Source organism: Allobosea sp. TND4EK4 (genome assembly GCF_900156025.1).
In the GTDB taxonomy this organism is placed as follows: domain Bacteria; phylum Pseudomonadota; class Alphaproteobacteria; order Rhizobiales; family Beijerinckiaceae; genus Allobosea.
This window is the reverse complement of sequence record NZ_FTMO01000001.1, coordinates 310,134-333,299: the sequence shown is the minus strand read 5'-3', so window position 1 is coordinate 333,299 and position 23,166 is coordinate 310,134. Positions and strand designations below refer to the sequence as shown.

The following is a 23,166-nucleotide window of genomic DNA, read 5'->3' as shown; positions in this document are numbered from 1 at the left end:
GGCTCGGGTGCATCCTGGCTTCGGCCGGCACCTGGATGGCCTTGCACCCAGACAAGTCGCATTGACGCAGGCCTGATTGCTTGAAGCCGAGTCATTCGAAGATATCCGTCAGTTCCGGCAGGGTTTCGAGACCGGGCGTGCGGCGGACGACGGTGAAGTCGTGGGCCGGCGCCGGAGCGGACGCGACCGGCGCGTAGGCGATCATGTGGTGGCTTAGGCAGTAGCTGCTGTTGCGCAGCACGGGCGCGCCGCAGACACGGCGGCCGTTGAAGATGTCGCGCGGCTCGCCTTTCCTGGCCGGAACGGGCTCACAGACGATCCAGCGGCATTGGCCATGCTCGGCCTTGGAGAGCAGGACGCTCATATCGGCTCTCCTGCGATGATCCGGCAGTCCGCGGCCGGGACGGCAAAGACCAGGCCGTCATCGGTGCGAATCCGGAGGTGGCTTTCGGAGCTCGGGCCGACGACGCGCGCGGTGAAATGCAGCTCGCCCTTCTCGTGGTCGAAGGTATCGACCTGGACGAGCGCCTCTCTCGGGAAGTCGGCTGGCGTTGGGTGCGGGGAGCGAAGCGACATGCGGCCCCCCCTCAGCTCATCGCCTGGCCGGCCGGGTCAAAAGACCCGTCAGCTCGCTGCGCATGAACCCGGAACTGCATTTTCAGCAGCTGATCGAGCCGCTGGTGCAGAACGTCGCCGATCGGCGCCGTCACCCCCACGAGGTCGTTGTTGACGGCCGTCTTCAACAGCGAGATGGCCGACATCAGGACCGCGTCGAGCACGATGGTGGAGGCAACAGCCGGGCTGTGACCTTGCCCCCGCAGGGCGCCGAGAGTGCTGACCAGGGCGGTGGTCGTCTGAAAAGAGATCCCGTTGATCAGTGGCGAAACGGCTTCGTTGTCTCGATCGAGCGCCATGTTCGCCTCCCTCACGCGGCTGCGAGGTCGATGGTGACCGTCTGGAGGGCACCCTGCTCGTCGCGGGTCCGGAAGCGGAGATAGGCCTTCGTGCCGATCACGCGGATGCTGTCACGGATGGCCTCCATGGCGCTGACCCAGCGCGTGTCCTCGACTTCCATGGCGAGCAGGGAGAACAGCTCGCCGCGGTTGATCTGGCCCTCCTTCTCGACGCTGAAGACGCGGTTCACCAGCGAGCGCAGCACCTCGTGGCTATCGGAGCCCCATTCCTTCAGGCACTCATCGACCAGGCGCTTGGCTGCCTGCAGCTCGGGCCCGAAGGCGATCTGGTCGGCGATCTTCACTTCGACGCGCATGCTGTCGTCGAAGGTTGAGAAGGTGGCGTTGCCTTTCGGGCCGCCCGCCTTGGCGCCGTATTGCTGCTCCAACAGTGACTGGAAGGCGGCCAAATCCTCGAAGGTGTGGCCTTTGAAGCGGCTGATCTGCGCCGACAGGTCCTGTGCGAAGCGCATCACCTTGCGGACCATCTCGTCTTCGAGAACCCGCTGCGGCTTGATCTGGCCAAGGGCGATCAGGTTGCCCTTGGCGTCCTGCATGAACTTCGTGCCGCCCACCTCGACGATGCCTGCCGAGACGGCGGCGGTTTCATCCAGGACGTCTTCGGCGGGGGCATGGAGGCCAGCGTGTGTGATGACGGCTTCGGCGACGCGCTCGTAGACCTTACGCCCTTCTGCGGTCAGAGCTTCATAAGCGACGGCCGGCATGTCGCCGTCCCCGCCGAGAGCTTCATAGGCGGCGCGGCCGAGGGCTTCGCGCGAGACGTTCTCAAGCTGCATCGGATTGCTCCATCTGGGAGGAAAGCGGGGAAGGCGTCGGGCTGTCGTCTTCGCCGAGCAGCTCGACGATCAGGCGGGACATCGCGACGATGTCGGCGACGGGCACGCGGGTGGCCTCGCGCTCCGGCGCGGCCATGATCCGGCGGGCGGTGGCGAGGGGATCGGCGCTCTCGGCCAGGCGGTGGATGCCGGCGCGCTCCAGCGCCAGCAGGGTGCCCATGATGGCGTCGGTCTGCTGCCGGAACTGCGGGCTGACGCGGCGCAACTCCTCGATCTTGTCGACGCCATGGATCACGCTGGCGTGGTGGCGGCCGCGCGAGAGCTGGCCGATCACCGGGAAGGACAGCGGCGTGACCTTGCGCGCGAGCCACCAGCAGAGCTGGCGTAGCTGCTGCAGCTCCACAGGCCCCTTGTCGTCGTGAAAGATCTCGAGCCGCGAGCGACCGGACACGGCGCAGACGGCGTGCACCACCATGTCGAAGCTGACGTGACGGTCGCTCATGCCGCGTCTCCGCCGGAACGATCGTCGAGGGCATGCGGCCGCGGCCGCGGCACGATGGGGAAGGTGGTGACGTTGCTGCCGGCGATCGGCATGGCGAGGGCGGAGAGGCCGGGACGCGAGACTGGCTGCGGCCCCTCCGCATCCAGCATGCGCTGGAGTTCCTGCTGCTGGGCCTTCAAGGCCGCTTGATAGCCGGATGAAACGGGCTCGGCCGCGACACGGTCGAGGTCGCCGGCGACGAGCAGCAGCTCGTCTTCAATCTCCGGGACGAGCTCGGCCTGGGCGACGACGCGATCGGCTTCCTTGCCGGCCTCAAGCAGCAGCTCAGCGGTCCGCTCGCACTGGTCCGGCGTGAGGCCGACGCCCGATCGGGCCGACCGCCGGAGGAATGCAGCGACGAACCGCAAGTCGATGGGAAGGGAGCTGGCCATGTCAGCGCTCCCACCGGCTGTAGCGCTGGCGGAAGGAGCGCTCCTCCATCCCCTCCAGCGCGGCGAAGCCGGCCAGGCCGGCGAGACCGACGCCAATCCCGGCGGCAGCGAAGTAGGCCTGGACCTCAGGTACCACGATCTGGAAAGCCAGGCCGGCGCAGAAGGGGCCGAGCATGGCCGCGGCGCCAGCGGCGAGTTTGAGCAAGCCAGAAAACATCAGGCGGCATCCCTCTGCTGACGATGGGGGCAGGTTTTGCAGGCGTGGAAGAGCCGCGCGCGGGTCGAGTTCGTCGCGGCGAAAGGCGTCGCCTGTTCATTCAGGCAGCGGTCGCGACCGATCTCAGCCAGGATCGGGCACATGACGGTCTCGCCCATCAATGCCCCGCGGATCTTCGCGAAGACCTTGGGGAGGTCACCCGGATATTTGCGAGCCAACACATGGCTGACGACGGCATTCGAGTAGCCGAGTTTCAGCGCGACAGCGGATTGCGATCGCGTCTGGCACGCCTCGGCGAGGATGATGACCTCGACGGGAATGGTCTCGCCCCAGGCGAGGCGGGCACGCTCTATCGGATCAGGCCGGAGGGGCTTACTCATGCCGCCCTCGCGTCGACTTGCGAACCGTTAAGGTTAACGGACCGCATCAAATTAAGATCGAAGCTGATGCTGCTCCCGCGAGCGAGGATCGGCGCGCGCGGCCCGGTGTTCCGAGCTGGAATTAGCGAATACAGGCGGACGCGGGAGCGGTGCACCGTTCCTGAGGCACGAACGTAGCCAGCCCGCACGAGGCCGCTGACATAGTCCAAGGCTCCATCCTGCGAGACCGGCACCTCGTCCGTGGCCGAAGTCACAGCAAGTTCGGCAATCGAGAACGTGCGCAGCGAGCGGATCGAGTTCCAGATCGCGTGCTGACGCTCCCCACCGCTCACATGTCCGCGGCGATGAGGCGGTGCGTCTCCCGACGACATGATCCGGTAGCGGGCTGCAAGGCCGTCGCCGGTCCGGGCGATGACCTTCTCGCTGGTGAGAAAGCCGAGATAGCCCCGGACGAGCCGGCCGACGTCCTGACCGAGGATATCGGCCAATGCGCGCTCGCCGAACTCTCCGAAATGGCTCTCCAGGATGCCCATCAGCCGCCATATTTTCTGATATTCGCTGGAAACCATCAGGCGACCCTCCGAGTGCGGAGCGGTGGCGTGCCGGTATAGAGCTCGGGAAGGACGCCACCGGCCCGCAGCTCCGAGAGGCCACGGCTCAAGGCGAATTCCCGGATCCGGAAGAGGTTCGTCACCACCCGGCGGGCGCGGCCATCCGAGACGCGGCGGATCTCGTCGAGGATGGCGTCGTCGATCGCGATGCCGGGGCAGAAGACATGCGCCAGCTTGCGAACGTCCTCGATGTCGACCGGCTGGGCCGCGACCCAATCGAGCACGCGGTTATGGACCCGCTCGATCTTGCTGAGCTTCTGGGGCAGCAGTTCCTCGCCGATCAGGATGACCGGGATCTGCGCGCCCTCCTGGATCTCGCGCATCAGCTCGACCATGCCTTTGTCGACGAGCTTGTCGGCCTCGTCGACAAAGAGCGGGGGATGGTCGGGCTCGGCCAGCCGGATGATGACCTGCTCGGTCAGCGTCGCCACGGTGCCGCGCGGGTCGCGCACGCCGAGCTCCTTCAGGATGGCGCAGACCAGCGTCTTCTTGGTCCAGCTGTCGCCGATCTCGATGCGCGGGCCGCGGGTCTTATTCTGGCCGAAGATGGCCGCATAGGTCTTGCCGTATCCGGACGGGCCGTGGACCACCCCGAACCCAGGCATATGGGCGCCGCGGCTCCTCAGCCGCTCAATCAGGCCCATCATCGCCGCGACGTTCTTCAGCGGCGCCAGCGTTGCGGGGCGCGAGAAAGCGTCGGGCTTGTCATTCGTCACGATCATGTTCATCCTTGACCTCGCATTGACTTGATCAGCCCCGGTTCGCCGGGGCTCTTTTTTTGGCCAGGCTCAGAGCAACGCCGCCTCGCCGAACTCCTCGAACATCCCGTCCAGAGCCCGCTTGTCCGGGCTGTTGGCGAAGCCGCCGTAGAAGGCCGCCTCGTCCGGCGTGATGGGCTGGCCGGCTTCCAGGCGGTCATGCAGCCCGAGCCAGCGCCGGTAGCGCTGCTGCGGCGTCTCGCGATCGCGCAGGGCGCGGACATTGGAGGGCTTGGGCGCAGGCTCTGCGGCCTCCGCCTCGATCTCCGCGAGGATCCGCGCATCGGCATCGGAAAGCGGACGGCTGGACGGCGCATCGCCCCGGCGCATGGCCGCGATCTCGATGCCGGTATCCAGCGCGGGCGTCGTGTGGATCTCGGAGCGCTGCGGAAAGGCAACGAGGTTGCCGGTGAGCTTCGCGGCCTCCGCCATCCGATGATCGAGCACCGTCCGATCAGTGACCCGTTTGGAGCGATGCATGGCCTTGGCATCGGCCATCTGCTCCTCGACCATGCGAGCCTGCATCGCCCTGCGTTGCGCCTGCAGCTCGACCGGGTCGATGCCGGCAAGCTCGGCGCAGACAGCGCGGCCGAGCGGCCGATCCATGCTCTCGTCGGCGAAGAGCCAAATGGTGCCCTTGTCCGCGGGATCGAGCGTCACGAAAACACGCTCGCCCGGCAGGATGCCCATTGGCTGGTAGTAGAAGTCGTCGAGCAGGATGCCCTTCTTGCCAACTGTGCGGTAGCCGTCGCCCTTGGGGGCCTGCATCAGCAGAGAAGCCAGCGCATCGGCATCGACCGTGCGGATCGGATGGGTCGAGGACGCCGCCTTCGCGAAGGGCGTCATCTTCTTGAGGCCCCGATGCTCGTGATGGGCGTAGAGCCCCTCCGCCCAGCTGTCGCAGATCCGCTGCAGCTCCTCGCCGGTCATCGTGACGTTGAAGGCGGCGTTCTCCTGTCCCAGCCGCTGCGAGAAGGCCTTGCGGCCCTCGATCTTCTTGCGCTGGGCGACGTTGTGGCCGACGAACCCCTGCAGCATGCGGGCGCAGTCGGTCTGGAAGGTCCGGATGTTCCGCTCGACGACGCCCTTCTGCCACGGCGAGAACGCCTGAGAGCGGATCGCCTCGATCTGGAGCCGGGCGAAGAGGCGCACGGTGGCGCGGGCGATGAAATCCGAGCCGTTGTCGGTCTTCACCGCGTCCGGCACGCCCCAGGCGAGGATCGCCTTGCGCATGAGGAGCTGCACGGCCTCGGAGCGCGGCGTCTTCGAGACAAAGAGGATGATCCGGCGCGACCAGTAATCGATGCAGACATAGATGTGGTGGCGGCCATCGACGCACATGGCGTCGACGGGCGAGGCGTCGATCTGCCAGAGGGCGTTGAGGTGCGGCGCCATGAAGTCGAAGGAGCCGGAGACGCGCATCTTGTTCCGGAACCCGTCCGGATCGACCATCTTCAGCAGGCCGGCAGCGTATTCCTGTTTCCAGGCGTTCAAACGGATTTCAAAGGCGCGCTGGCCCGGCAGGGACAGGCCCGCGACCCTGAGCCGGGACTCGAATTCGCCCTTCACCGCGCCGTAGATCTGCGTCGCGGTGTAGAGGTCGTTCAGCGAATGCACGGCGATCGCGAAGGTCTTGATCTCGCCGTCGAAGGCCGCGTCCAACACGCCCTGGCCGCGCCGTCCGGCGCCGCGATCGACGGCAAGCCGGTCGGTTTCGCCCTCGCGGGAGGCCGCGAGCCAGCGCAACACCGTGCGGGTGGACAGACGCGGCAGGACCTGCGCCGCCCAGTCGGGCCGCTCGATCCTGCCGAGGTTGTAGAGATCAACGAAATGGCTGATCGCCAGCGTCTGCTTGAGCTGGGAGGCACGGGTGAAGTCCTTCAGGGCGCCCAACACGGCCAGCCTTGCATCCAGCTGCAAGGTCGAAGCGCGGGTGGCGGCCGCCGGCGGCTCCGGCGCCGCCTGCAGGGCCTGCGCCGCGGCCGAAGCCTCCTCCTGAGCGGCCTGAGGGCCGAGATAAGCGATGCGGGCCGCGATCGGCAGGAGCCGGTAGTGATACTCGACACCGCCGCCGCGCCCGGCGCGCTGGCGCACAAGGCCCGAGAAGCGCGCCCAATCTTCGCGCTCGGCCAGCATCCGGACGCCGCGATCGGTCGCGGGCAGTCCCGGCAGCGCCAGATCGGCGATTTCGGCGGAGGTCAGCCAGGACTTCACGCGGCGTCACCCTTTTTCGCGCGGGCGGTTTTGGCCGGCGGGGTCAGGGCCGCGATGCGGTTGGCGACCATCGTCGCGAGCGTCTGGAGGTCGGCCAGCGACATGCGCGGGAGCATTGGTTCGATACGGGTGAGCATGCGATCTGCCTCCCGGACCGCGCCGCCGGACGGCACCAGGCCGGCCGCCTCGCGCGCCTTGGCAACGGTGGAGGCGCCGGCCTTGATGGCGCGGGCGACCGCGAGCTGCTGCTCCGGCTCCAGCTCGGCGAGAGCCTGCAGCTGCGCCTGATTGTCGGCGACCTTGGTGCCTCGGATCGCGGCGACGGTGTCGGGTGCGAGCTTACCAGCGAGCTCACGGCACCGATAAATCGACGTCTTGCCCAAGCCAGTCCGGCGGGAGGCTTCCTTGGAGAATTCGGACCAGTTTCCCAAGTTGGAAAACTGATTTTTCTCGCGCCATTTCTTCGACTTGCGATCGCCGCCATTCTGCGCGCCGGCCTCGGCAGCGAAAATGTCTGCGAGGCGCCCCACGAAGACGGCACGATCGAGCGCGGTGAGCTCGTTCCGGATCAGATTCGCGTGGATCTCGTGCTTCTCGCGCTCCTCGCGGGTCAGTTCGCGAATGCGGGCCGGAATGGTGGTGCGGCCGAGCAGCTTGAATGCTTCGAGACGGTTCTCGCCATCGACGAGGACATAGCGGTTGCCTCCGCCCAGCGTCGTCGCCACCGCGATCGGCTGGTGCAGATAGGTTTCCGAGACCGAGGCCGCGATCATCTCGACATAGGCGCGGTCGACCAGCCGCAGACGGTCGACGACGTCGATCGCCGCGATCTCGATCTCGATCTCGTGTTCAGGCAGCGCGAGCGACGAAGTGAGGTCCAGCACGTCGCGCATCAGGCGGCCCTCTTGGCCGTGCGGCCGCGACGGACAAGGCGCTCCCCCGTCGGCGACCAGCGCTCGGGCCAGAGGATGTGAAGCGGGATCTTGAGCGCCTTGGAGATCGCCTTCTCGGCGCGGAGCTGCGGGCGCTTGAACGACGCGCGGAGAGCGACGTCTGTCACGCCATATCGCTGGGCAATTGCCGGCAAAAAGCGAAAGTCGGACTTCCGAACGGCGGCTAGGATGTCGGCTTCGTGCATGCAAGACTGTCCGATTAGCGGCCTGGGCCGCTTTCTGTTAACTTTGTCAGTAACGAACGATACCGTATCTATCTTTTTGGATATACGCAAGCGCCATGTCGACACATTCGGATATCGATGCCTCCGAAGAGGGTGATTCCGCCTTGCTGATGCGCTTTAAGGAGGTTCTGGAAACGATTCCTTCGCTCCAGACAGCTTCCGAACTGGTGGGATATTCGACCCAGCAGATCGCCAAATGGAGAGATGGAAAGGCGCGGCTACCCTTTAAGGCGGCGGCGACCCTGGCCCGCGCGGCGAATCGCTCCGTGGATTGGCTCGCATTCGGAGCCGAGTCGCTTTCGACGGCCATGAGCCACCGACTCGAGCGGGTCGCGGACAATGACGACGTCGTCACGATCCCGTTGCTCGACGTCATCGCATCAGCTGGCCCAGGCGTGGAGAATCCATTCCCGCTTGAAGTCGATCAGTTGCCTTTCCCGAAACGCTGGCTCACCGAGCTGGGCGTGCCCGAGCGCTACGCTCGGTTCCTCGGGGCTCGCGGCGACAGCATGGAACCCACGATCCGGGATGGGGCGATCTGCCTCGCGGATACGCGTTTCCAGACCCCAAGGATCGAAGGGGTCTACGCCCTGGTCGATGGGAACGACGTTCGGATCAAGCGGATTGGTCGCGGCTGGGAGGGCAAGATCGTGCTCATAAGCGACAATGAGCGCTATGCTTCCGATACGCTTTCGGCTCCAGACGGCGAGGCGCTGAGGATCGCCGGGAAGATCGTGTGGGCGGGAGGGAAGATATGAGAATAACTTTCGCAATAGCGATGGTCGTTTGGGGGGCGCTGCCCGTGCAAGCCCAGCAACGCCACCCGATGGTTTCCAAAGTCATCGAGATTGCCGTTGCGGGCCGTGTCGTGGCGGCCAAATGCCCAGGCTGGACTATCAACCCGAAAGTCACGGCGCTCGCGGCTATGGCAGCGAGTTTTGCTGGGCAGCAGGCCGCGCTTGACGCCGTTCGGGAAGAAGAGATTCAAGCACTCACCGAACGGGCGATGAAATCCTCTCTTACGACGCCGTCTGAATGTGCCACCTTATCGGGCCAGACCATGCCTGACCCGTTTTCCGAAGGTCGAACTGTGGCCTTATTCGTGCACGCTCAACAGTGAGGCTTCTATGAGATGGCTCGTGCCGCTGCTCCTCTGTACCTATGCGACTGCCGGAGCGGCCCAGGATCTCAAGTCGATGACGCTTGCGAACGAGCTGGGTTCGGTCTTGGCGTCGGAAGAACTCTGCGATCTGTCCTATAACCAAAGCGCGATCGCCGCCTTTATCGAGAAGCGGGTGAAGGCCGATGATCTCGGCTTCGCCACCAATCTGCGGATGATGACCGCGGGCCAAGAGTTCCAGCTTAAGGGTATATCGGCGTCCTCAAAAACGGCGCACTGCGCCCAGATCCGGAGAGTCGCTAAGGCGTACGGCTTCGTCAGCTGAGAGACGCGGCGGCCTTGAGGCCGCCGCTCCGGCTTCAGGCCACCTTCAAATCCGCTTCGCCGAGCCGCCAGCTGTCGAAATCCGCATCACTGGCGTCGGCCAGGCCGTCCACCTCGGCAGGCAGGATGCCGTGCCGCGCGATGATCACCGCGTCCTCGAAATCGCCGGTGGCCGGCGAGCCGGTGCGCCGGAAGGCGACGACGCCGGCGCGGATATCCTTGAAGCGGCTGAAGACCCGCATGGCGTGATCATGATCGGTCGCCGGGATGGGCTCGTCGGCCGAGATGCCGCCCCGGCTCCCCTTCACCGCCTTGAAGGGCTGGACGACGAAATAGGTGAGCTGCTCGACGGTCTCCCGCTTGGGACGTGCCTTACTCATGGCTCTTTCCTTTTGATGGCGCCCCGCGGACGCTTGCGAGGCCCTTCATCGAAGCTTAACCATGAGAACAGAGCAAGAACGAGACATGACACGGGGAGTCAGGAATGGGCGGGCCTGTGAACAGCGAGGATGAATTCAGGCGAGCGGACCGGGCGGCGAAACGCGACGGCCGTTGGCTGGTCGCGATCGTGATCGGCGCGGCTGCGCTGGGCCTGGTGCTGCGCTGGTGGGTCCGGTGACGCGGCGCAAGGGCGAGCGGACCGACAAGCACCGCGACCTGTCGCATCCGTATCAGGTCGAGCTTGCCAAGCCGAGCGGAGGCGCCGGTCATGCCGTGATGTCTCGATGGGCCGCCTGGTTCGACCACGAGACGACCCGCAACGGCCCGGATGGCTCGTGCTGGTGCTTCTGTCGCCCGGAGGTCGCCGACGCATTCGCCATGGACTTCGGCGGCAGACGTCGCGACTTGCCGATCGAGCCTCGCCGGCTCGCTGTCGATCTTCCCGACCGGAGCGAGATCGAGCGGCGTGCCAAAGCGGCTTGGATCGGCATGGAGATCGTGACGGGCGGGCGCCTGTTTGGTATGAGCGCCCCGCTTCGGGGGGCCGAAAGAATGCCATTTTCCAGCTTCAGTGATCCGGCTGACCTCGGCCGGTGCCAGGCGGTGCTGGATCGCGCCTGGGCGCTTGTTGAGTCCCGCGTAATGGAGGAAAGCCGCGACCTGGAAAGGATGCGGCTCGCCTATATCGTGGTGAGCGTCTTACCGCGCTTTTCGAATGACGACGACCTTATCCAAGAGGTCGTCGACCGATTCTGCTCTTAGCCGGCCCAGATCCTGACGATGGTGTGGGTCTTGGGGTCGAGCTCGATGTTGGCCCGGTTCTTCTGCAGATCCATCGTGAGCTGATCCCCGGTCTTGTAGACCCGCACCGTGCGGCCGGTCAGCTCTCCCACCTTCGTATCGGGGCCGATCGGCTTCGGATCAAAGGTGAGCTCGTCTCCCACGGACCACGGCCACGGCACCGGCCTATCCGACAGGGGAAAAGGAAACGGGCTCTCGAAAAGGACGGGCTCCTCGGGGATCTGGGTCGGCGAGATCTCCGCGACAATGTTGTTCTGCGCCGCATGGACCCGGATACCCAGCAAGGGCTTTCCTTCGCCCCAATAATTCGCTGCGTCGATCGACAGAGGCTCCGCATGATCGATTTTCGTCATGCGCTTGATCTGTCTTCCGCCGGGTGGTTCGGCTTCGAAGCCGACATCCTGGATGCCATCGGCCGGGGGCTGGATATACACCCACCAGTTGATGGATGGCTTCGACCAGTTCGGTGTCGGCACCCGTCCTTCCACTTCGAGGAGGACGCCCTTCTTCAAGACCTTGGCGGTAGCGGAAATCAGCTCGGATACGAGTGTCATGTCAGCCTCCCATTGCCCCAACGGCAGCGCAACTTGCTCGATAGGATTTTAGGAGTCCATCGCGTTAAAGTCGTAGACGCGGCCCGCGCGGCGCTTCCGAGTTCGGGAATGGGCAAGACACCCGGTCCCGGACGCTATCTCTTTGAACAGACGCCCATTTTTGGAACTCGGAAGCGACGGGTGCGCACTGCGTCTTTTGTTCCGAGTTCGGCAGCGTACGACGACGACTTTTCAAGGGGTTAGCGGCCGGCCCGATTTCTGGCTTTCGAGTATCCGAGATTTCGAAGCGCAGAACCTGCGAACGATCAAATGGCACTAAACGCTCCGCTCCACGCCGCCCAAGTGCCTACGCCGCCGTGCCTTTCCGCCTGATCCCGGCTATGCCCGGCTATGCCCGGCTTAGTGCCATGTGATTGTTCGGGTCACACGTTGCGCTACAGCTGACGCTTGCCTTCCCGAGGAATTCTCGCAGTTGCGAAATCCTGCTGGAAAATTGACATGATCAGCATACAATAAGCAGGCTTACGAATGGAGTCGGCGGATGCAACGGCCCCTGCGACGGGAATTCATGTTCCAGCTGGTCGAGACGGCGCGGCTGATGCGCAATCACGTCGACCAGAAGGCGCGTGAGCACGGCACGACGCGCGCCCAATGGGGCGTGCTGGCGCGCCTGCGCCGGCAGGAGGGGCTGAACCAGGCGGCCCTCGCCGAGCAGATGGATCTCCAGCCGATCTCGCTCGCCCGCCTGCTCGACCGCTTGCAGGCCCAGAGCCTCATCGAGCGCCGCGAGGACCTATCCGACCGGCGCGCCTATCGGCTCTACCTGACGCCCGAAGGCCGCAAGCTGGTCAACGACCTCGATACGGTGCGCACGCAGATCGCAGACGAGTTGCTTGGCGATGTGACGGACAAGGCGCTGCTCGCAGCGCTCGATCTGCTGGCGGCCGTGCGTGAAACCACCCGCGCCCAGCGCGACGAGGACAGGAAGCAGGCTCCGGCGTCTGCCGGGCGTGCAACCTGAGCGGTGAGGACGAGATGAAGCGTTCCGGTATTCTGATGAGCATGCTGGTGCTGGCGGCGGTCGCCGGCGGGGTCTGGTATACGCGCTTTCGCGTGCCGGAGGGCGAGCATGCGGCGGCCGGCGGCCGCGGGCAGGGGGCCATGGCGGTCGCGGTCGTCTCAGCCGCGGCGGTCCGGTCCGATTTCCCGGTGCGCAAGCACGCCATCGGCTTCGTCGAGACTCCGGCCAGCGTCACCGTCAAGTCGCGCATCGACAGCCAGATCGTGCAACAGCAGGTGAAGGACGGCCAGTTCGTCAAGGCCGGCGACCTGCTCTTCGTTCTCGACGATCGCGACATCAAGGCGCAGATCGCCAAGGACGAAGCCCAGCTGGCCAAGGACGAGGCGACCCACACCCGCAACCTTTCGGACCTCGAGCGCTACAAGCAGCTCTTCTCCCGCAGCGTCGGCACCCAGACGCAGGTGGACCAAGCCACCGCCGACGAGAAGATCTCGGCCGCCAGCATCCAGGCCGACCATGCCACGCTCGACGCGGACCGCCTCAAGCTCGGCTACACCCGCATCACCGCCCCGATCGAAGGCCGCGTCGGCGCGGTCATGGTGACGCCCGGAAACCTCGTCAGCGCCAACAGCAACAACAGCAGCACCGGGCTGCTGACGATCACGCAGATGAAGCCGCTGCGCGTCACCTTCGCGATGCCGGAAAGCGACCTTTCGACATTGCAGAAGGCGCTGGCCGCGTCCGAGCCTGTGCCGGTGACCGTGCATGTCCCTGGCACCGAGCGGACGCCGACGGAAGGGAGGCTCAACTTCGTCGATTCCACGGTCGACATGACTTCCGGCACCATCACGGCCAAGGCCGCCTTTGCCAACGAGGATCTCGGCCTCTGGCCGGGGCAGTATGTCGATGTCGAGATCATCCCGCATGTGCTGCAGAACGCCGTGCTGGTGCCGACCGTCGCGGTGCAGACCGGTCAGAAGGGGCCCTACCTCTACGTGGTCAAGGGGGATTCGACCGTGGATCTTCGCCAGGTCAAGGTCGCGCTCAGCGACGGCGACAGGACGGCCATCAGCGAGGGCGTCGCCCCTGGAGAGAAAGTCGTCGTCGATGGCCAAATGCGCCTGAAGCAGGGCGCCAGGGTCCGGGAGCGCGACCCCGCCGCCGACAAGACCCCCAAGGGGACGCCGGTTGCGCAGGAGGGGCGCTCGTGAGCGTCTCCGCCTTCTGCATCAGGCATCCCGTCGCAACCATCCTGATGTCGGTCTCGCTGGTGCTGGCGGGGCTGTTCGCCTACCGCTTCCTGCCGGTCGCAGCGCTGCCGCGGGCCGAATTCCCGGTCGTCAACGTCTCGGCTCAGCTGCCGGGCGCCTCTCCGGACACGATGGCGACCTCGGTCGCGACGCCCCTCATCAAGCAGTTCGCGACCATCGCCGGCATCGATTCGATTTCGACCTCGAATGCATTGGGCTCGACCTCGATCGCGATCCAGTTCGTGCTGAACCGGGACATCGACGCGGCGGCAGCCGACGTGCAGGCGGCCATCGCGCGCACCCAGCGCCAGCTGCCGCTCGAGATGACGACGCCGCCGAGCTACCGCAAGGTGAATCCCGCCGACGCGCCGATCATCCTGCTGGCGCTCAAGAGCGACGTCGTGCCGCTCTCGCAGCTGGACGCCTTCGCGCAGCAGGTCATCTCCCCGGCGCTCTCCACCGTCGACGGGGTCGCGCAGGTGCTGATCTGGGGCAGCCAGAAATATGCCGTGCGCATCCAGATCGATCCTACGGCGCTCGCCGCGCGGGGCATCGGCGTCGACGAGTTGCAGGCCGCGATCACGGCGACCAACGCCAATACGCCGGTCGGAACGCTCCAGAACAACGCCCAACAACTGACGATCCAGGCCAACACCCAGCTCGCCAACGCCAGGCAGTTCGCGAACACCATCGTGACGACGCGCTCGGGCAAGCCGGTGCGGCTCGGCGATGTCGCGACGGTGATCGACTCGGTCGAGAACACCCGGACCCGCAGCCAGTTCGACGGCGTCCCGTCGATCGTGCTCGCCGTTCAGCGCCAGCCCGATGCCAACACCGTCGAGGTGGTCGACCGGGTCAAGGCCATGCTCCCGGCCTTCGAGGAGCAGTTGCCGGGCGCCGCCTCGCTCTCGCTGCTCAACGACCGCTCGACCTCGATCCGCCAGGCGGTGGAGGACGTGCAGTTCACGTTGCTGCTCACCATCGCGCTCGTTGTGATGGTGATCTTCGTCTTCCTGCGCCGGGTCGCCGCCACCTTCATCCCGGCCGTGGCGGTGCCGATCTCGATCATCGGCACGCTGGCGGTGATGTACGCGCTCAATTTCTCCATCGACAACATCTCGCTGCTGGGTCTCACGTTGTCGGTCGGCCTCGTGGTCGACGACGCCATCGTCATGCTGGAGAACATCGTCCGCCACATGGAGGAGGATGGGCTGTCGGCCTTCGATGCGGCGCTCGAGGGCGCAGGCGAAATCGGCTTCACCATCATCTCGATCTCGCTTTCGCTGGTCGCCGTGTTCATTCCGGTGCTGCTGATGGGCGGCGTCATCGGCCGCATCTTCAACGAGTTCGCGGTGGTGGTGACGGTCTCGATCCTGGCCTCGGCCTTCGTCTCGCTGACGCTGACGCCGATGCTGTGCTCGCGCCTGCTCTCCGGCTATTCCGAGCACCATCGGGAAAACGGGTTCGGCCGCACGCTCGAGCGCGGCTTCGACGCCGTCCTGCGCGGCTACGACCGGGGACTGGCCTTCTGCCTGCGCTTCCAGCCGCTGATGCTGCTCGCCTTCTTCGCCACGATGGCGGGCACCGTCTGGCTGATGCAGACCACGCCGAAGGGCTTCTTTCCGCAGGAGGATATCGGCCAACTCTCGGTTTCGACCGAGGCGCGGCAGGATATTTCCTTCCCCGCCATGCAGAAGCTGCAGAACGAAGTCGCGAACGTCTTCCGCAAGTCGCCCTATGTCGCCCATGTCGCCTCGTCCGTCGGGAGCAACGGCAACGCCGGCGCGCTGAATGCCGGGCGCCTCTTCGTCGAGCTGAAGCCGCGCGACCAGCGGCCGAAGCTCGCCGTCGTGCTCGCATCGCTGCGCCGGGAACTCGCACAGGTCGCCGGCATCAACGCCTATATGACCCCGGTCCAGAACCTCCAGATCGGAGCGCGCTCGTCGAAGAGCCAGTACCAGCTTGTCGTCCAGAGCCTCGATCAGGGCCAGATGAACGACTGGGCCCTGAAGCTTGCCGACGCGATGGCGCAGGACCGCGCCGCCTTCCTCGACGTCAACACCGACCTGCAGAACGATGCCCTCCAGGCCACGATCGCCGTGGACAAGGACAAGGCCGACCAGCTCGGCATCGGCACCGACGTGCTGCGCTCGACGCTCTATTCCGGCTTCGGCGTGCGGCAGGTCTCCACCATCTACACCACCGGCGACAGCTATCAGGTCGTCGTCGAGTTCAATCCCAACGACCAGTGGACGCCCGAGCGCCTGAACGCCATACGCGTCCGCACCAAGACCGGCACGCTGGTGCCGCTGGGCGCCTTGGCACGCATCCAGCGCACGGCCGGGCAGCTCACGGTGAACCAGCTCGGCCAGCTCCCGGCCGTGACGATCTCCTACAACCTGCCGCCGGGCGTTGCACTCGGCGACAGCGTCAACCACATCGATGCGATCAAGGAGCGCATCGGGCTGCCGAAGTCGATCACGACGACGCTCGCCGGCACCGCAAAGACCTTCCGGGATTCGCTGGCGAACCAGGGCCTGCTGATCGCCGGCGCGATCCTGACGATCTATATCGTGCTCGGCATCCTCTATGAGAGCTTCATTCACCCGCTGACGATCCTGACCGGCCTGCCTTCGGCGGCGATCGGCGCACTGGGCGCGCTCAGGCTCTTCGACATGGATCTTTCGGTCATCGCGATCATCGGGCTGCTGATGCTGATCGGCATCGTCAAGAAGAACGCGATCATGATGATCGACGTAGCGCTGGTGCTTCAGCGCGAGGGCATGCCGGCGAAGGAGGCCATCCACAAGGCCTGCATCATGCGGTTCCGGCCGATCATCATGACCACGCTCGCAGCGCTGATGGGCACGCTGCCGATCGCGCTCGGCGCCGGAGCGAGCGCGGAGCTGCGCCAGCCGCTCGGTATCGTCGTCGTCGGCGGCCTGATGATCTCCCAGGTGTTGACGCTGTTCATCACCCCGGTCCTGTTCCTCTACATGGACAGGCTCCAGACGGGGCTGGGGAAGCTCGGCGGGCTGTTCCGGAGCAAGAAGCACGCTACGGCTATCACGCATCCGGCGGAGTAGAGGCTCAGGTCATGAAAAAGGCCGCCGCCTCGGACGAGGCGGCGGCCTTTTTCGCGTTCCGGTGCCTGGAGCGCCTCAGGCCGCGTCCAGCCCGTAAAGCGAGTGCAGCGTGCGCACCGCCAGCTCGGTATAGGCAGCGTCGATCAGCACCGAGAACTTGATCTCGGAGGTGGTGATGGCGCGGATGTTGATGCCCTTTTCGGCGAGCGCGCGGAAGGCGCGGGCGGCGACCCCGGCATGGGAGCGCATGCCGATGCCGATCGCCGAGACCTTCACCACATCGGTCGCGCCCTGGATATCCTGGTACTCGATGCTGTCGCGCTTGCTTTCCAGCAGCGTGCGGGCGCGCTCGTAATCGGCCGTCGGCACGGTGAAGGTGATGTCCGTGGTCGCCTGGTCATCCGAGACGACCTGGATGATCATGTCGACATTGATGTTGGCGTCGGCCAGCGGGCCGAAGATCGTCGCTGCGACGCCGGGCTTGTCGGCCACGCGCCGGAGCGTGATCTGGGCTTCGTCCCGGGAGAAGGCGATGCCGGTGACGATCTGCTGTTCCACGATGTCGTCCTCGTCGCAGATGAGGGTGCCAGGATTGGGGTTTTCGGGGTCGTCGAAGGAGGAGCGCACATAGGTCGGCACGCGCTGCGTCATGGCGATCTCGACAGAGCGCACCTGCAGCACCTTGGAGCCGAGCGAGGCCATCTCCAGCATCTCCTCGAAGGAGACCTTCTCCATGCGCCGGGCCTTCGGCACCACGCGCGGGTCGGTGGTGTAGACGCCGTCCACATCGGTGTAGATGTCGCAGCGATCCGCCTTCAGGCCCGCGGCGAGCGCGACCGCGCTGGTGTCCGAACCGCCGCGCCCGAGCGTCACGATGCGGCGCGTCTCGGCATGCACGCCTTGGAAGCCGGAGCAGACCGCGACCTCGCGATTGCGATCGAAGCCCGCGATGATGCCGGCCCCGTCGACATCGACGATCCGGGCCGCGCCATGCGCGTCGGAGCCGTAGAGCGGGATCTGCCAACCCTGCCAGGAGCGGGCCGGGATGCCCATCTCCTTGAGCACGATCGCCATCAGCCCCGACGTGACCTGCTCGCCCGAGGCGACGACCGCGTCGTACTCGGCCTGGTCGTAGAGCGGCGAGGCTTCCTTGCACCAGGCCACCAGCTCATTGGTCTTGCCCGACATGGCTGAGACGACGACCGCGACCTGATGGCCGGCGTCGAACTCGCGTTTGACGTGGCGCGCCGCGTTCTTGATCCGCTCGACCGTGGCGACGGAGGTGCCGCCGAATTTCATCACCAGACGGGCCATGATGGCTTCAGGCTCTCGTATAGGAGCCCCGGCCGCGCGGCCGGGGCGAAACGTCGCCCTCGCGCGACGCGCGGGGCGGGTGTAGATGACGGGCCCCGGACGTGGTGTCAATGCGGCCGGATGGGAGAGGAAGCGGGTTCATGGCAGCCACGGCGGAACGCACCGGTTCGACGATCGACCCTGCCGAGGTCGCCCGCTTCGAGGCCATCGCCCGCGATTGGTGGGATCCGAAGGGGCCGATGGCGGTCCTGCACAAGTTCAATCCCGTGCGTCTCGGCTTCGTCCGCGACGAGGCCTGCGCCCGCTTCGGCCGCGACCCCAAGCGCATGCGCGCGCTCGACGGCCTCAGCCTGGTCGATATCGGTTGCGGCGGAGGCGTTCTGTGCGAGCCGCTGGCGCGGCTCGGTGCCGAGGTGACGGGACTTGATCCCGCGCCGACGAACATCGCGGTGGCGCGGGCCCATGCCGAGGCCGCCGGGCTGGCGATCGACTACCGGCAGGAGACGATCGAGGCCGTCGTGGAAGCGGGGAGGCGCTTCGACATCGTGCTGGCCATGGAGGTGGTCGAGCACGTCGCCGATGTCGAGGCCTTCGTCGCCGCCTGCTGCGCGGCGGTGAAGCCAGATGGCCTGCTGGTGATGGCGACGCTCAACCGCACGCTGAAATCCTATGCGCTGGCGATCGTCGGTGCCGAATACGTGCTGCGCTGGCTGCCGAAGGGCACGCATGACTGGGAGAAATTCGTGACGCCATCGGAGCTCGGCGGAGCGATCGAGGGCAACGGCTTCACGATCGGCACGCAGACCGGCGTGGTCTTCAACCCGCTGACCGGCCGCTGGAGCGCCTCGCGCGACATGGATGTGAACTACATGCTCGCCGCCAGCCGGAGTGGCGCGGCCTGAGGTTCAATCTTCCCGCTCGGCGAGCTTTTCGCCTGCCACTGCGATCCGTTGCAGCAGATCGGCCGGGAAGAGCTCCGCGATCCGGGTCTGGGTGGCCTTCCAGGCCGGCAAGGCCCCTTGAAGGCGCCTGAGCCCGCTCTCCGTCAGCCAGACCGCGCGGCGGCGCAGGTCCTTCTCCACAGACGCGATCTCGATCAGCCCGTCGCGCTCCAGCCCTCTCAGATTGCGCGACAATGTCGAGGGATCGAGACCGGCTCGCGCCGCCAGCGCCGCCATGCGGTCGTCCTCGTTCGTCGCGATAACCGCCATGAGGCCGAGTTGGGCGACGCTCAATCCGCTGTCCTGCAACGCATCTTCATAGAACTGCGTGACCCGCCGCGCGGCTTGCCGGATGGCCAAGCCGGCGCAGCTGGCGGCCAGCATCCGTACGTCGTCCCGCAATCTGCTCTCTCCCTTCATGGCGAATCGGAATTTACATGTAGATGCAATAATTGCATATACATGTAATTGCCTTCGGGGACCGCCATGCCCATCGACATTCTGAGCCGCATCGGCGGCACCACGCTCCTGCCGCTGCGCCGGATCTTGCCGAGGAACGGCGCGCGAGTCCTGCTGAAGATCGAGAGCGAAAACCCGACCGGCAGCATGAAGGACCGGATGGCCCTGGCGATGATCGAGGCGGCCGAGCGCGATGGGCGGCTCAAGCCCGGGGGCAGTGTCGTCGAATACACCGGCGGCAGCACCGGCGTTTCGCTCGCGCAGGTCTGCGCGGTGAAGGGCTACCGCCTGCACATCGTCACGTCGGACGCTTTCGCTCGCGAAAAACTCACTCATATGCGCCTGCTCGGGGCCGAGCTGACGATCATCCCCAGCGAATCCGGCCGCATGACCGAAAAGCTGACGAAGGACATGATCGAGGCGGCCCGCGTCATCGCGGCCGAGACGGGGGCCTTCTGGACCGATCAGATGCGCAACACCGACCAGCTCGCGGCCTATGACCGGCTGGCGGATGAGATCTGGGAGCAGACCGGCGGTCGCATCGAGGGCTTCGTCCAGAGCGTCGGCACGGCTGCCTCCCTGCGCGGGACGGGCGAAGCATTGCTCAGGCGTGATCCCAAGGTCTCGCTGGTGGCCGTCGAGCCGGCCGAATCCGCGGTGCTGTCGGGCGGCCCGACCGGTGCGCACAAGATCGACGGCATCGGCGCCGGCTATGTCGTGCCGCTCTGGCGGGCCGACCTCGTCGACGCCATCGAGCCGGTCTCGACGGATGAGGCGACGGCGATGGCGTTGCGTCTGGCGCGGGAGGAGGGGCTTTTCGCGGGCACCTCGACCGGCGGCAATGTCACGGCCGCATTGCGTCTGGCCGAACGCCTCGTCCCGGGCGCGACCGTCGTCACTCTGATGTGCGACACCGGGATGAAATACCTGAACAGCTTCGCCGCGAGGCTCGAAAGCTGACCGTCACGGCCGGATCACGGCCATCCCGATCAGCAGCAGCAGCCCGGAGCCGGTTGCGATCACAGTTCGCACGACCTCGGCGGGAAACCGCGTCGGGACACCGTAGCGCTGCCAGAGCCAGGCGCCGGCGAAGGCCCCCACCAGCACGATCATGCTGTTCATCAGGGTCCCGAACGCGGCTGACCCGAGGAGCAGATCCGCGATCCAGCCGAACAGCAGGACGGCGAGGCTCAGTATGGCCAGCATCAGGATCAAAAAGGGGAGTGGGGGCTCTGGCAGCCCCACCATTGTCAGAACAGTGTGCATCGCTTGAATTCCTAGCGCCGCGCAGCCGACCATACGCTGTCATCTCGCCATTGCGTAACGAAAGGCGAGGTTCCCGGTCTTCGCGCTGCGGCATGCTTCCTTCGGACAATGGCGCGGTGCAACATAAGATGCATCAATCGGTTTCCAAACCGCCACCGCCATTCCGGAAAGGCGGGCATAAGGGAGACGACGATGCCGCAGCCGCAGCCCGCCGCGCAGTCCCGCAGCAAGCCCAAGGACCTCTACGAGCTCGGCGAATTGCCGCCGCTTGGGCATGTGCCCGCGAATATGTATGCCTGGGCGATCCGGCGTGACCGCCATGGGCCGCCGCAGGACAGCTTCCAGGTCGAGGTGGTGCCGACCTGGTCGATCGGCGAGGAGGAGGTCCTGCTCCTCGTGATGGCCGGCGGCGTCAACTACAACGGGATCTGGGCCGGCCTCGGCCAGCCGATCTCCCCCTTCGACGTTCACAAGGCGCCGTTCCACGTCGCGGGCTCCGACGCCGCCGGCATCGTCTGGGCGGTCGGCTCCAAGGTGAAGCGCTGGAAGGTCGGCGACGAGGTCATCGTCCATTGCAACCAGGACGACGGCGATGACGAGGAGTGCAATGGCGGGGACCCGATGTTCTCCTCCAGCCAGCGCATCTGGGGTTACGAGACGCCGGACGGCTCCTTCGCCCAGTTCTGCCGCGTTCAGTCGCGGCAGTTGATGCTGAAGCCCCGGCACCTCGCCTGGGAAGAAGCCGCCTGCTACACGCTGACGCTCGCCACCGCCTACCGCATGCTCTTCGGCCACGCCCCGCACACCATCAAGCCGGGCGACAACGTCCTCGTCTGGGGCGCGTCCGGCGGCCTCGGGGTCTTCGGCGTGCAGCTTTGCGCCGCGTCGGGCGCCAACGCGATCGGCGTCATCTCGGACGAGACCAAGCGCGACTATGTGCTGGGCCTCGGTGCCAAGGGCGTGATCAACCGGAAGGACTTCCACTGCTGGGGGCAGATGCCCAAGGTCAATTCGCCCGAATACAACGACTGGACCAAAGAGGCGCGCAAGTTCGGCAAGGCGATATGGGACATCACCGGAAAGAAGGATGTCGACATCGTCTTCGAGCATCCGGGCGAGGCGACCTTTCCGGTCTCCTGCCTCGTGGCGAAGCGCGGCGGCATGGTGGTGTTCTGCGCCGGCACCTCCGGCTTCAACATCACCTTCGACGCCCGCTATGTCTGGATGCGGCAGAAGCGCGTGCAGGGCTCGCATTTCGCCCATCTCAAGCAGGCGAGCGCCGCCAACCAGTTCGTCATCGACCGCCGCATCGACCCCTGCATGTCGGAGGTCTTCCCCTGGGACAAGATCCCTCTGGCCCATCACAAGATGTGGAAGAACGAGCATGCGCCCGGCAACATGTCGGTGCTGGTCTATGCGCCGCGCACGGGCCTGCGCACTTATGAGGATGTGGTGGAGGCGCTGGGCGGCTGAGGGCGGCGCAGCGATCATTCCCCCGCACAGGACATGGCGCTTCGGCGCCCGGCCCCTGTCTCGCCCGGCCGAACATGGCTAGACAGGCCCGCTTTTCATCATCGAGCGGGCCATCATGCCGCCAATCTTCGTCCGCGCCATGCCGTTGGTCTTCACCTTCCTGTGGTCCACGGGATGGGTGGTGGCCGGTTATTCGGCCCGCTATGCCGACGCGCTGACCTTTCTCTTCGTACGCTTCAGCCTGGCGGCCCTGCTGCTGGCCGGGCTGGCGCTGGCGAGCGGCGCGCCCTGGCCGCGCGGGCGGCGCGCGGTGATCGACATCGCCATCACCGGCATGCTGTTGCATGGGCTTTACCTCGCCGGCGTCTGGTGGGCGGTGCGCCACGGGCTTCCGGCCGGCATCTCCGGGCTCATCGCAGGCCTCCAGCCGATCCTGACCGCCCTGTTCGCGCCGCTCATTCTCGGCGAGCGCATTTCCGCCGTCCGCTGGCTCGGCATCGCCTGCGGCTTCGTCGGTATCGCGCTGGTCCTGCAGCCGCAGCTCGCCCATGTTCCACCGGCTGCTCTCCTGGGCGTGCTCCTGCCGATGTTGATCAACGTCGCCGGCATGTTCGCCGTGACCTTGGGTTCCTTCTACCAGAAGGCGCGGGTGATCTCGGGCGATCTGCGGACCATGACGGCGATCCAGTACGTCGCCGCCGCGCTCGTGGTGCTGCCGCTGGCCTTGGCGTTCGAGCCGATGCGGATCGAATGGAACCTCACCATGGCGCTGGTGCTCGCCTGGTCGGTCATCGTGCTCTCGATCGGGGGGATCTGGCTCTATTTGCTGATGATCCGCAAAGGCGAGGTCTCCCGGATCGTCACCTTCCTCTATCTCGTGCCGGCCCTGGTGGCGGTCGAGGCCTGGCTGCTCTTCGGCGAGAGCCTGAATGCGTTGCAGGTCGCCGGAATGGCGGTGACCATCCTCGGCGTGGCGCTCGCCAGCCGGAAATAGCGGTGGCACCGTCCTCGCCGAAAGGCTGATTTCGGTTTCCTCCGGCGCCCGGTTATGCTGCGTCGCAACAAGGGAGGCCGTT

30 protein-coding genes are annotated in these 23,166 nt (G+C 66.0%); 12 read left to right on the top strand and 18 right to left on the bottom strand.

From position 1 onward, the window contains the following. Positions 1–91: 91 nt before the first annotated feature. From BW981_RS01565 to BW981_RS01505, 13 genes are all read right to left on the bottom strand, one after another. Entirely contained in the window at positions 92–364 is a 273-nt protein-coding gene (locus tag BW981_RS01565; protein WP_076435625.1) for a hypothetical protein, read from the bottom strand. Next, positions 361–576 (bottom strand): hypothetical protein, encoded by a 216-nt coding sequence (locus BW981_RS01560; RefSeq protein WP_076435623.1) that lies wholly within the window; start codon positions 574–576, stop codon positions 361–363. The genes BW981_RS01565 and BW981_RS01560 overlap by 4 nt, the downstream gene beginning before the upstream one ends. 11 nt (positions 577–587) lie before the next feature. After that, positions 588–914: a hypothetical protein gene (locus BW981_RS01555; protein WP_076435621.1), complete on the bottom strand. Its 327-nt coding sequence runs from the start codon at positions 912–914 to the stop codon at positions 588–590. An 11-nt stretch (positions 915–925) separates the two neighbouring features. Then, positions 926–1,750: a DUF3164 family protein gene (locus BW981_RS01550; protein WP_244560181.1), complete on the bottom strand. Its 825-nt coding sequence runs from the start codon at positions 1,748–1,750 to the stop codon at positions 926–928. Then, positions 1,740–2,252, bottom strand: a complete 513-nt coding sequence (locus BW981_RS01545; protein WP_076435619.1) for a helix-turn-helix domain-containing protein — start codon at positions 2,250–2,252, stop codon at positions 1,740–1,742. The genes BW981_RS01550 and BW981_RS01545 overlap by 11 nt, the downstream gene beginning before the upstream one ends. Beyond that, positions 2,249–2,683, bottom strand: a complete 435-nt coding sequence (locus BW981_RS01540; RefSeq protein WP_076435618.1) for a hypothetical protein — start codon at positions 2,681–2,683, stop codon at positions 2,249–2,251. The genes BW981_RS01545 and BW981_RS01540 overlap by 4 nt, the downstream gene beginning before the upstream one ends. Position 2,684: 1 nt before the next feature. Further along, complete coding sequence (locus BW981_RS01535; RefSeq protein WP_076435616.1) at positions 2,685–2,900, bottom strand: hypothetical protein; 216 nt, start codon at positions 2,898–2,900, stop codon at positions 2,685–2,687. Beyond that, positions 2,900–3,280: a hypothetical protein gene (locus tag BW981_RS01530; RefSeq protein WP_076435615.1), complete on the bottom strand. Its 381-nt coding sequence runs from the start codon at positions 3,278–3,280 to the stop codon at positions 2,900–2,902. Before BW981_RS01530 ends, BW981_RS01535 begins: the two co-directional genes overlap by 1 nt. Continuing rightward, positions 3,277–3,849, bottom strand: a complete 573-nt coding sequence (locus BW981_RS01525) for a hypothetical protein (RefSeq protein ID WP_076435613.1) — start codon at positions 3,847–3,849, stop codon at positions 3,277–3,279. The genes BW981_RS01530 and BW981_RS01525 overlap by 4 nt, the downstream gene beginning before the upstream one ends. Then, complete coding sequence (locus BW981_RS01520; RefSeq protein WP_083712159.1) at positions 3,849–4,613, bottom strand: AAA family ATPase; 765 nt, start codon at positions 4,611–4,613, stop codon at positions 3,849–3,851. The genes BW981_RS01525 and BW981_RS01520 overlap by 1 nt, the downstream gene beginning before the upstream one ends. 66 nt (positions 4,614–4,679) lie before the next feature. Further along, complete coding sequence (locus tag BW981_RS01515; RefSeq protein WP_076435610.1) at positions 4,680–6,863, bottom strand: DNA-binding protein; 2,184 nt, start codon at positions 6,861–6,863, stop codon at positions 4,680–4,682. Further along, on the bottom strand, positions 6,860–7,756 hold the full coding sequence (locus tag BW981_RS01510) for a ParB/RepB/Spo0J family partition protein (RefSeq protein WP_076435608.1): 897 nt from the start codon (positions 7,754–7,756) through the stop codon (positions 6,860–6,862). The genes BW981_RS01515 and BW981_RS01510 overlap by 4 nt, the downstream gene beginning before the upstream one ends. Then, the gene (locus BW981_RS01505) at positions 7,756–8,001 is read right to left on the bottom strand and encodes a helix-turn-helix domain-containing protein (RefSeq protein ID WP_076435606.1); all 246 of its coding nucleotides are present in this window, start codon (positions 7,999–8,001) and stop codon (positions 7,756–7,758) included. Before BW981_RS01505 ends, BW981_RS01510 begins: the two co-directional genes overlap by 1 nt. Before the next feature lie 95 nt (positions 8,002–8,096). Here BW981_RS01505 and BW981_RS01500 point away from each other — a divergent pair, with 95 nt between their 5' ends. The 3 genes from BW981_RS01500 to BW981_RS01490 are packed head-to-tail and all read left to right on the top strand — an operon-like array spanning position 8,097 to position 9,485. Further along, complete coding sequence (locus tag BW981_RS01500; RefSeq protein WP_076435604.1) at positions 8,097–8,798, top strand: S24 family peptidase; 702 nt, start codon at positions 8,097–8,099, stop codon at positions 8,796–8,798. Then, positions 8,795–9,160 carry a hypothetical protein gene (locus BW981_RS01495; RefSeq protein ID WP_076435602.1) on the top strand — a complete coding sequence of 122 codons (366 nt, stop codon included), beginning with the start codon at positions 8,795–8,797 and terminating at the stop codon, positions 9,158–9,160. Before BW981_RS01500 ends, BW981_RS01495 begins: the two co-directional genes overlap by 4 nt. Before the next feature lie 19 nt (positions 9,161–9,179). Further along, entirely contained in the window at positions 9,180–9,485 is a 306-nt protein-coding gene (locus tag BW981_RS01490; protein WP_244560180.1) for a signal recognition particle, read from the top strand. Positions 9,486–9,519: 34 nt separating this feature from the next. Here the strand turns inward: BW981_RS01490 and BW981_RS01485 are convergent, their stop codons facing one another. Then, positions 9,520–9,864: a hypothetical protein gene (locus tag BW981_RS01485; protein WP_076435598.1), complete on the bottom strand. Its 345-nt coding sequence runs from the start codon at positions 9,862–9,864 to the stop codon at positions 9,520–9,522. 104 nt (positions 9,865–9,968) lie between these two features. Between BW981_RS01485 and BW981_RS23575 the strand changes: the two genes are divergently transcribed. Continuing rightward, a complete protein-coding gene (locus tag BW981_RS23575) occupies positions 9,969–10,103 on the top strand; it encodes a hypothetical protein (RefSeq protein WP_280174170.1) in 135 nt (44 codons plus the stop codon). Further along, complete coding sequence (locus tag BW981_RS01480) at positions 10,100–10,687, top strand: hypothetical protein (RefSeq protein WP_139333577.1); 588 nt, start codon at positions 10,100–10,102, stop codon at positions 10,685–10,687. Before BW981_RS23575 ends, BW981_RS01480 begins: the two co-directional genes overlap by 4 nt. Here the strand turns inward: BW981_RS01480 and BW981_RS01475 are convergent. Further along, complete coding sequence (locus BW981_RS01475; RefSeq protein ID WP_139333576.1) at positions 10,684–11,238, bottom strand: hypothetical protein; 555 nt, start codon at positions 11,236–11,238, stop codon at positions 10,684–10,686. The two genes, BW981_RS01480 and BW981_RS01475, sit on opposite strands and share 4 nt — an antisense overlap. Before the next feature lie 583 nt (positions 11,239–11,821). Here BW981_RS01475 and BW981_RS01470 point away from each other — a divergent pair. Genes BW981_RS01470 through BW981_RS01460 form a run of 3 tightly spaced genes read left to right on the top strand, consistent with a single transcriptional unit; the run spans position 11,822 to position 16,637 of the window. Next, on the top strand, positions 11,822–12,301 hold the full coding sequence (locus BW981_RS01470) for a MarR family winged helix-turn-helix transcriptional regulator (RefSeq protein WP_076435592.1): 480 nt from the start codon (positions 11,822–11,824) through the stop codon (positions 12,299–12,301). 14 nt (positions 12,302–12,315) lie between these two features. Continuing rightward, a complete protein-coding gene (locus BW981_RS01465) occupies positions 12,316–13,512 on the top strand; it encodes an efflux RND transporter periplasmic adaptor subunit (protein WP_139333575.1) in 1,197 nt (398 codons plus the stop codon). Continuing rightward, on the top strand, positions 13,509–16,637 hold the full coding sequence (locus tag BW981_RS01460; RefSeq protein ID WP_076435588.1) for an efflux RND transporter permease subunit: 3,129 nt from the start codon (positions 13,509–13,511) through the stop codon (positions 16,635–16,637). The genes BW981_RS01465 and BW981_RS01460 overlap by 4 nt, the downstream gene beginning before the upstream one ends. Positions 16,638–16,712: 75 nt before the next feature. Here BW981_RS01460 and BW981_RS01455 read toward each other — a convergent pair whose 3' ends face one another. Next, positions 16,713–17,951, bottom strand: a complete 1,239-nt coding sequence (locus tag BW981_RS01455; RefSeq protein WP_076435586.1) for an aspartate kinase — start codon at positions 17,949–17,951, stop codon at positions 16,713–16,715. Positions 17,952–18,091: 140 nt separating this feature from the next. On the opposite strand from BW981_RS01455, the gene ubiG reads away from it, so the two are divergent. Next, positions 18,092–18,853 (top strand): bifunctional 2-polyprenyl-6-hydroxyphenol methylase/3-demethylubiquinol 3-O-methyltransferase UbiG, encoded by a 762-nt coding sequence (ubiG, locus tag BW981_RS01450; protein WP_076435584.1) that lies wholly within the window; start codon positions 18,092–18,094, stop codon positions 18,851–18,853. A 3-nt stretch (positions 18,854–18,856) separates the two neighbouring features. On the opposite strand, the gene BW981_RS01445 is transcribed toward ubiG, so the two are convergent. Further along, entirely contained in the window at positions 18,857–19,276 is a 420-nt protein-coding gene (locus BW981_RS01445; RefSeq protein ID WP_076435582.1) for a MarR family winged helix-turn-helix transcriptional regulator, read from the bottom strand. A 102-nt stretch (positions 19,277–19,378) separates the two neighbouring features. On the opposite strand from BW981_RS01445, the gene BW981_RS01440 reads away from it, so the two are divergent. After that, complete coding sequence (locus BW981_RS01440) at positions 19,379–20,311, top strand: PLP-dependent cysteine synthase family protein (RefSeq protein WP_076435580.1); 933 nt, start codon at positions 19,379–19,381, stop codon at positions 20,309–20,311. 3 nt (positions 20,312–20,314) lie between these two features. Here the strand turns inward: BW981_RS01440 and BW981_RS01435 are convergent, their stop codons facing one another. Beyond that, entirely contained in the window at positions 20,315–20,617 is a 303-nt protein-coding gene (locus BW981_RS01435; protein WP_139333574.1) for a hypothetical protein, read from the bottom strand. A gap of 192 nt (positions 20,618–20,809) precedes the next feature. Between BW981_RS01435 and ccrA the strand changes: the two genes are divergently transcribed. Next, on the top strand, positions 20,810–22,090 hold the full coding sequence (gene ccrA / locus BW981_RS01430) for a crotonyl-CoA carboxylase/reductase (protein ID WP_076435576.1): 1,281 nt from the start codon (positions 20,810–20,812) through the stop codon (positions 22,088–22,090). A gap of 115 nt (positions 22,091–22,205) precedes the next feature. Beyond that, entirely contained in the window at positions 22,206–23,084 is an 879-nt protein-coding gene (locus BW981_RS01425; RefSeq protein ID WP_083712091.1) for a DMT family transporter, read from the top strand. The last annotated feature ends 82 nt before the right edge of the window (positions 23,085–23,166 follow it).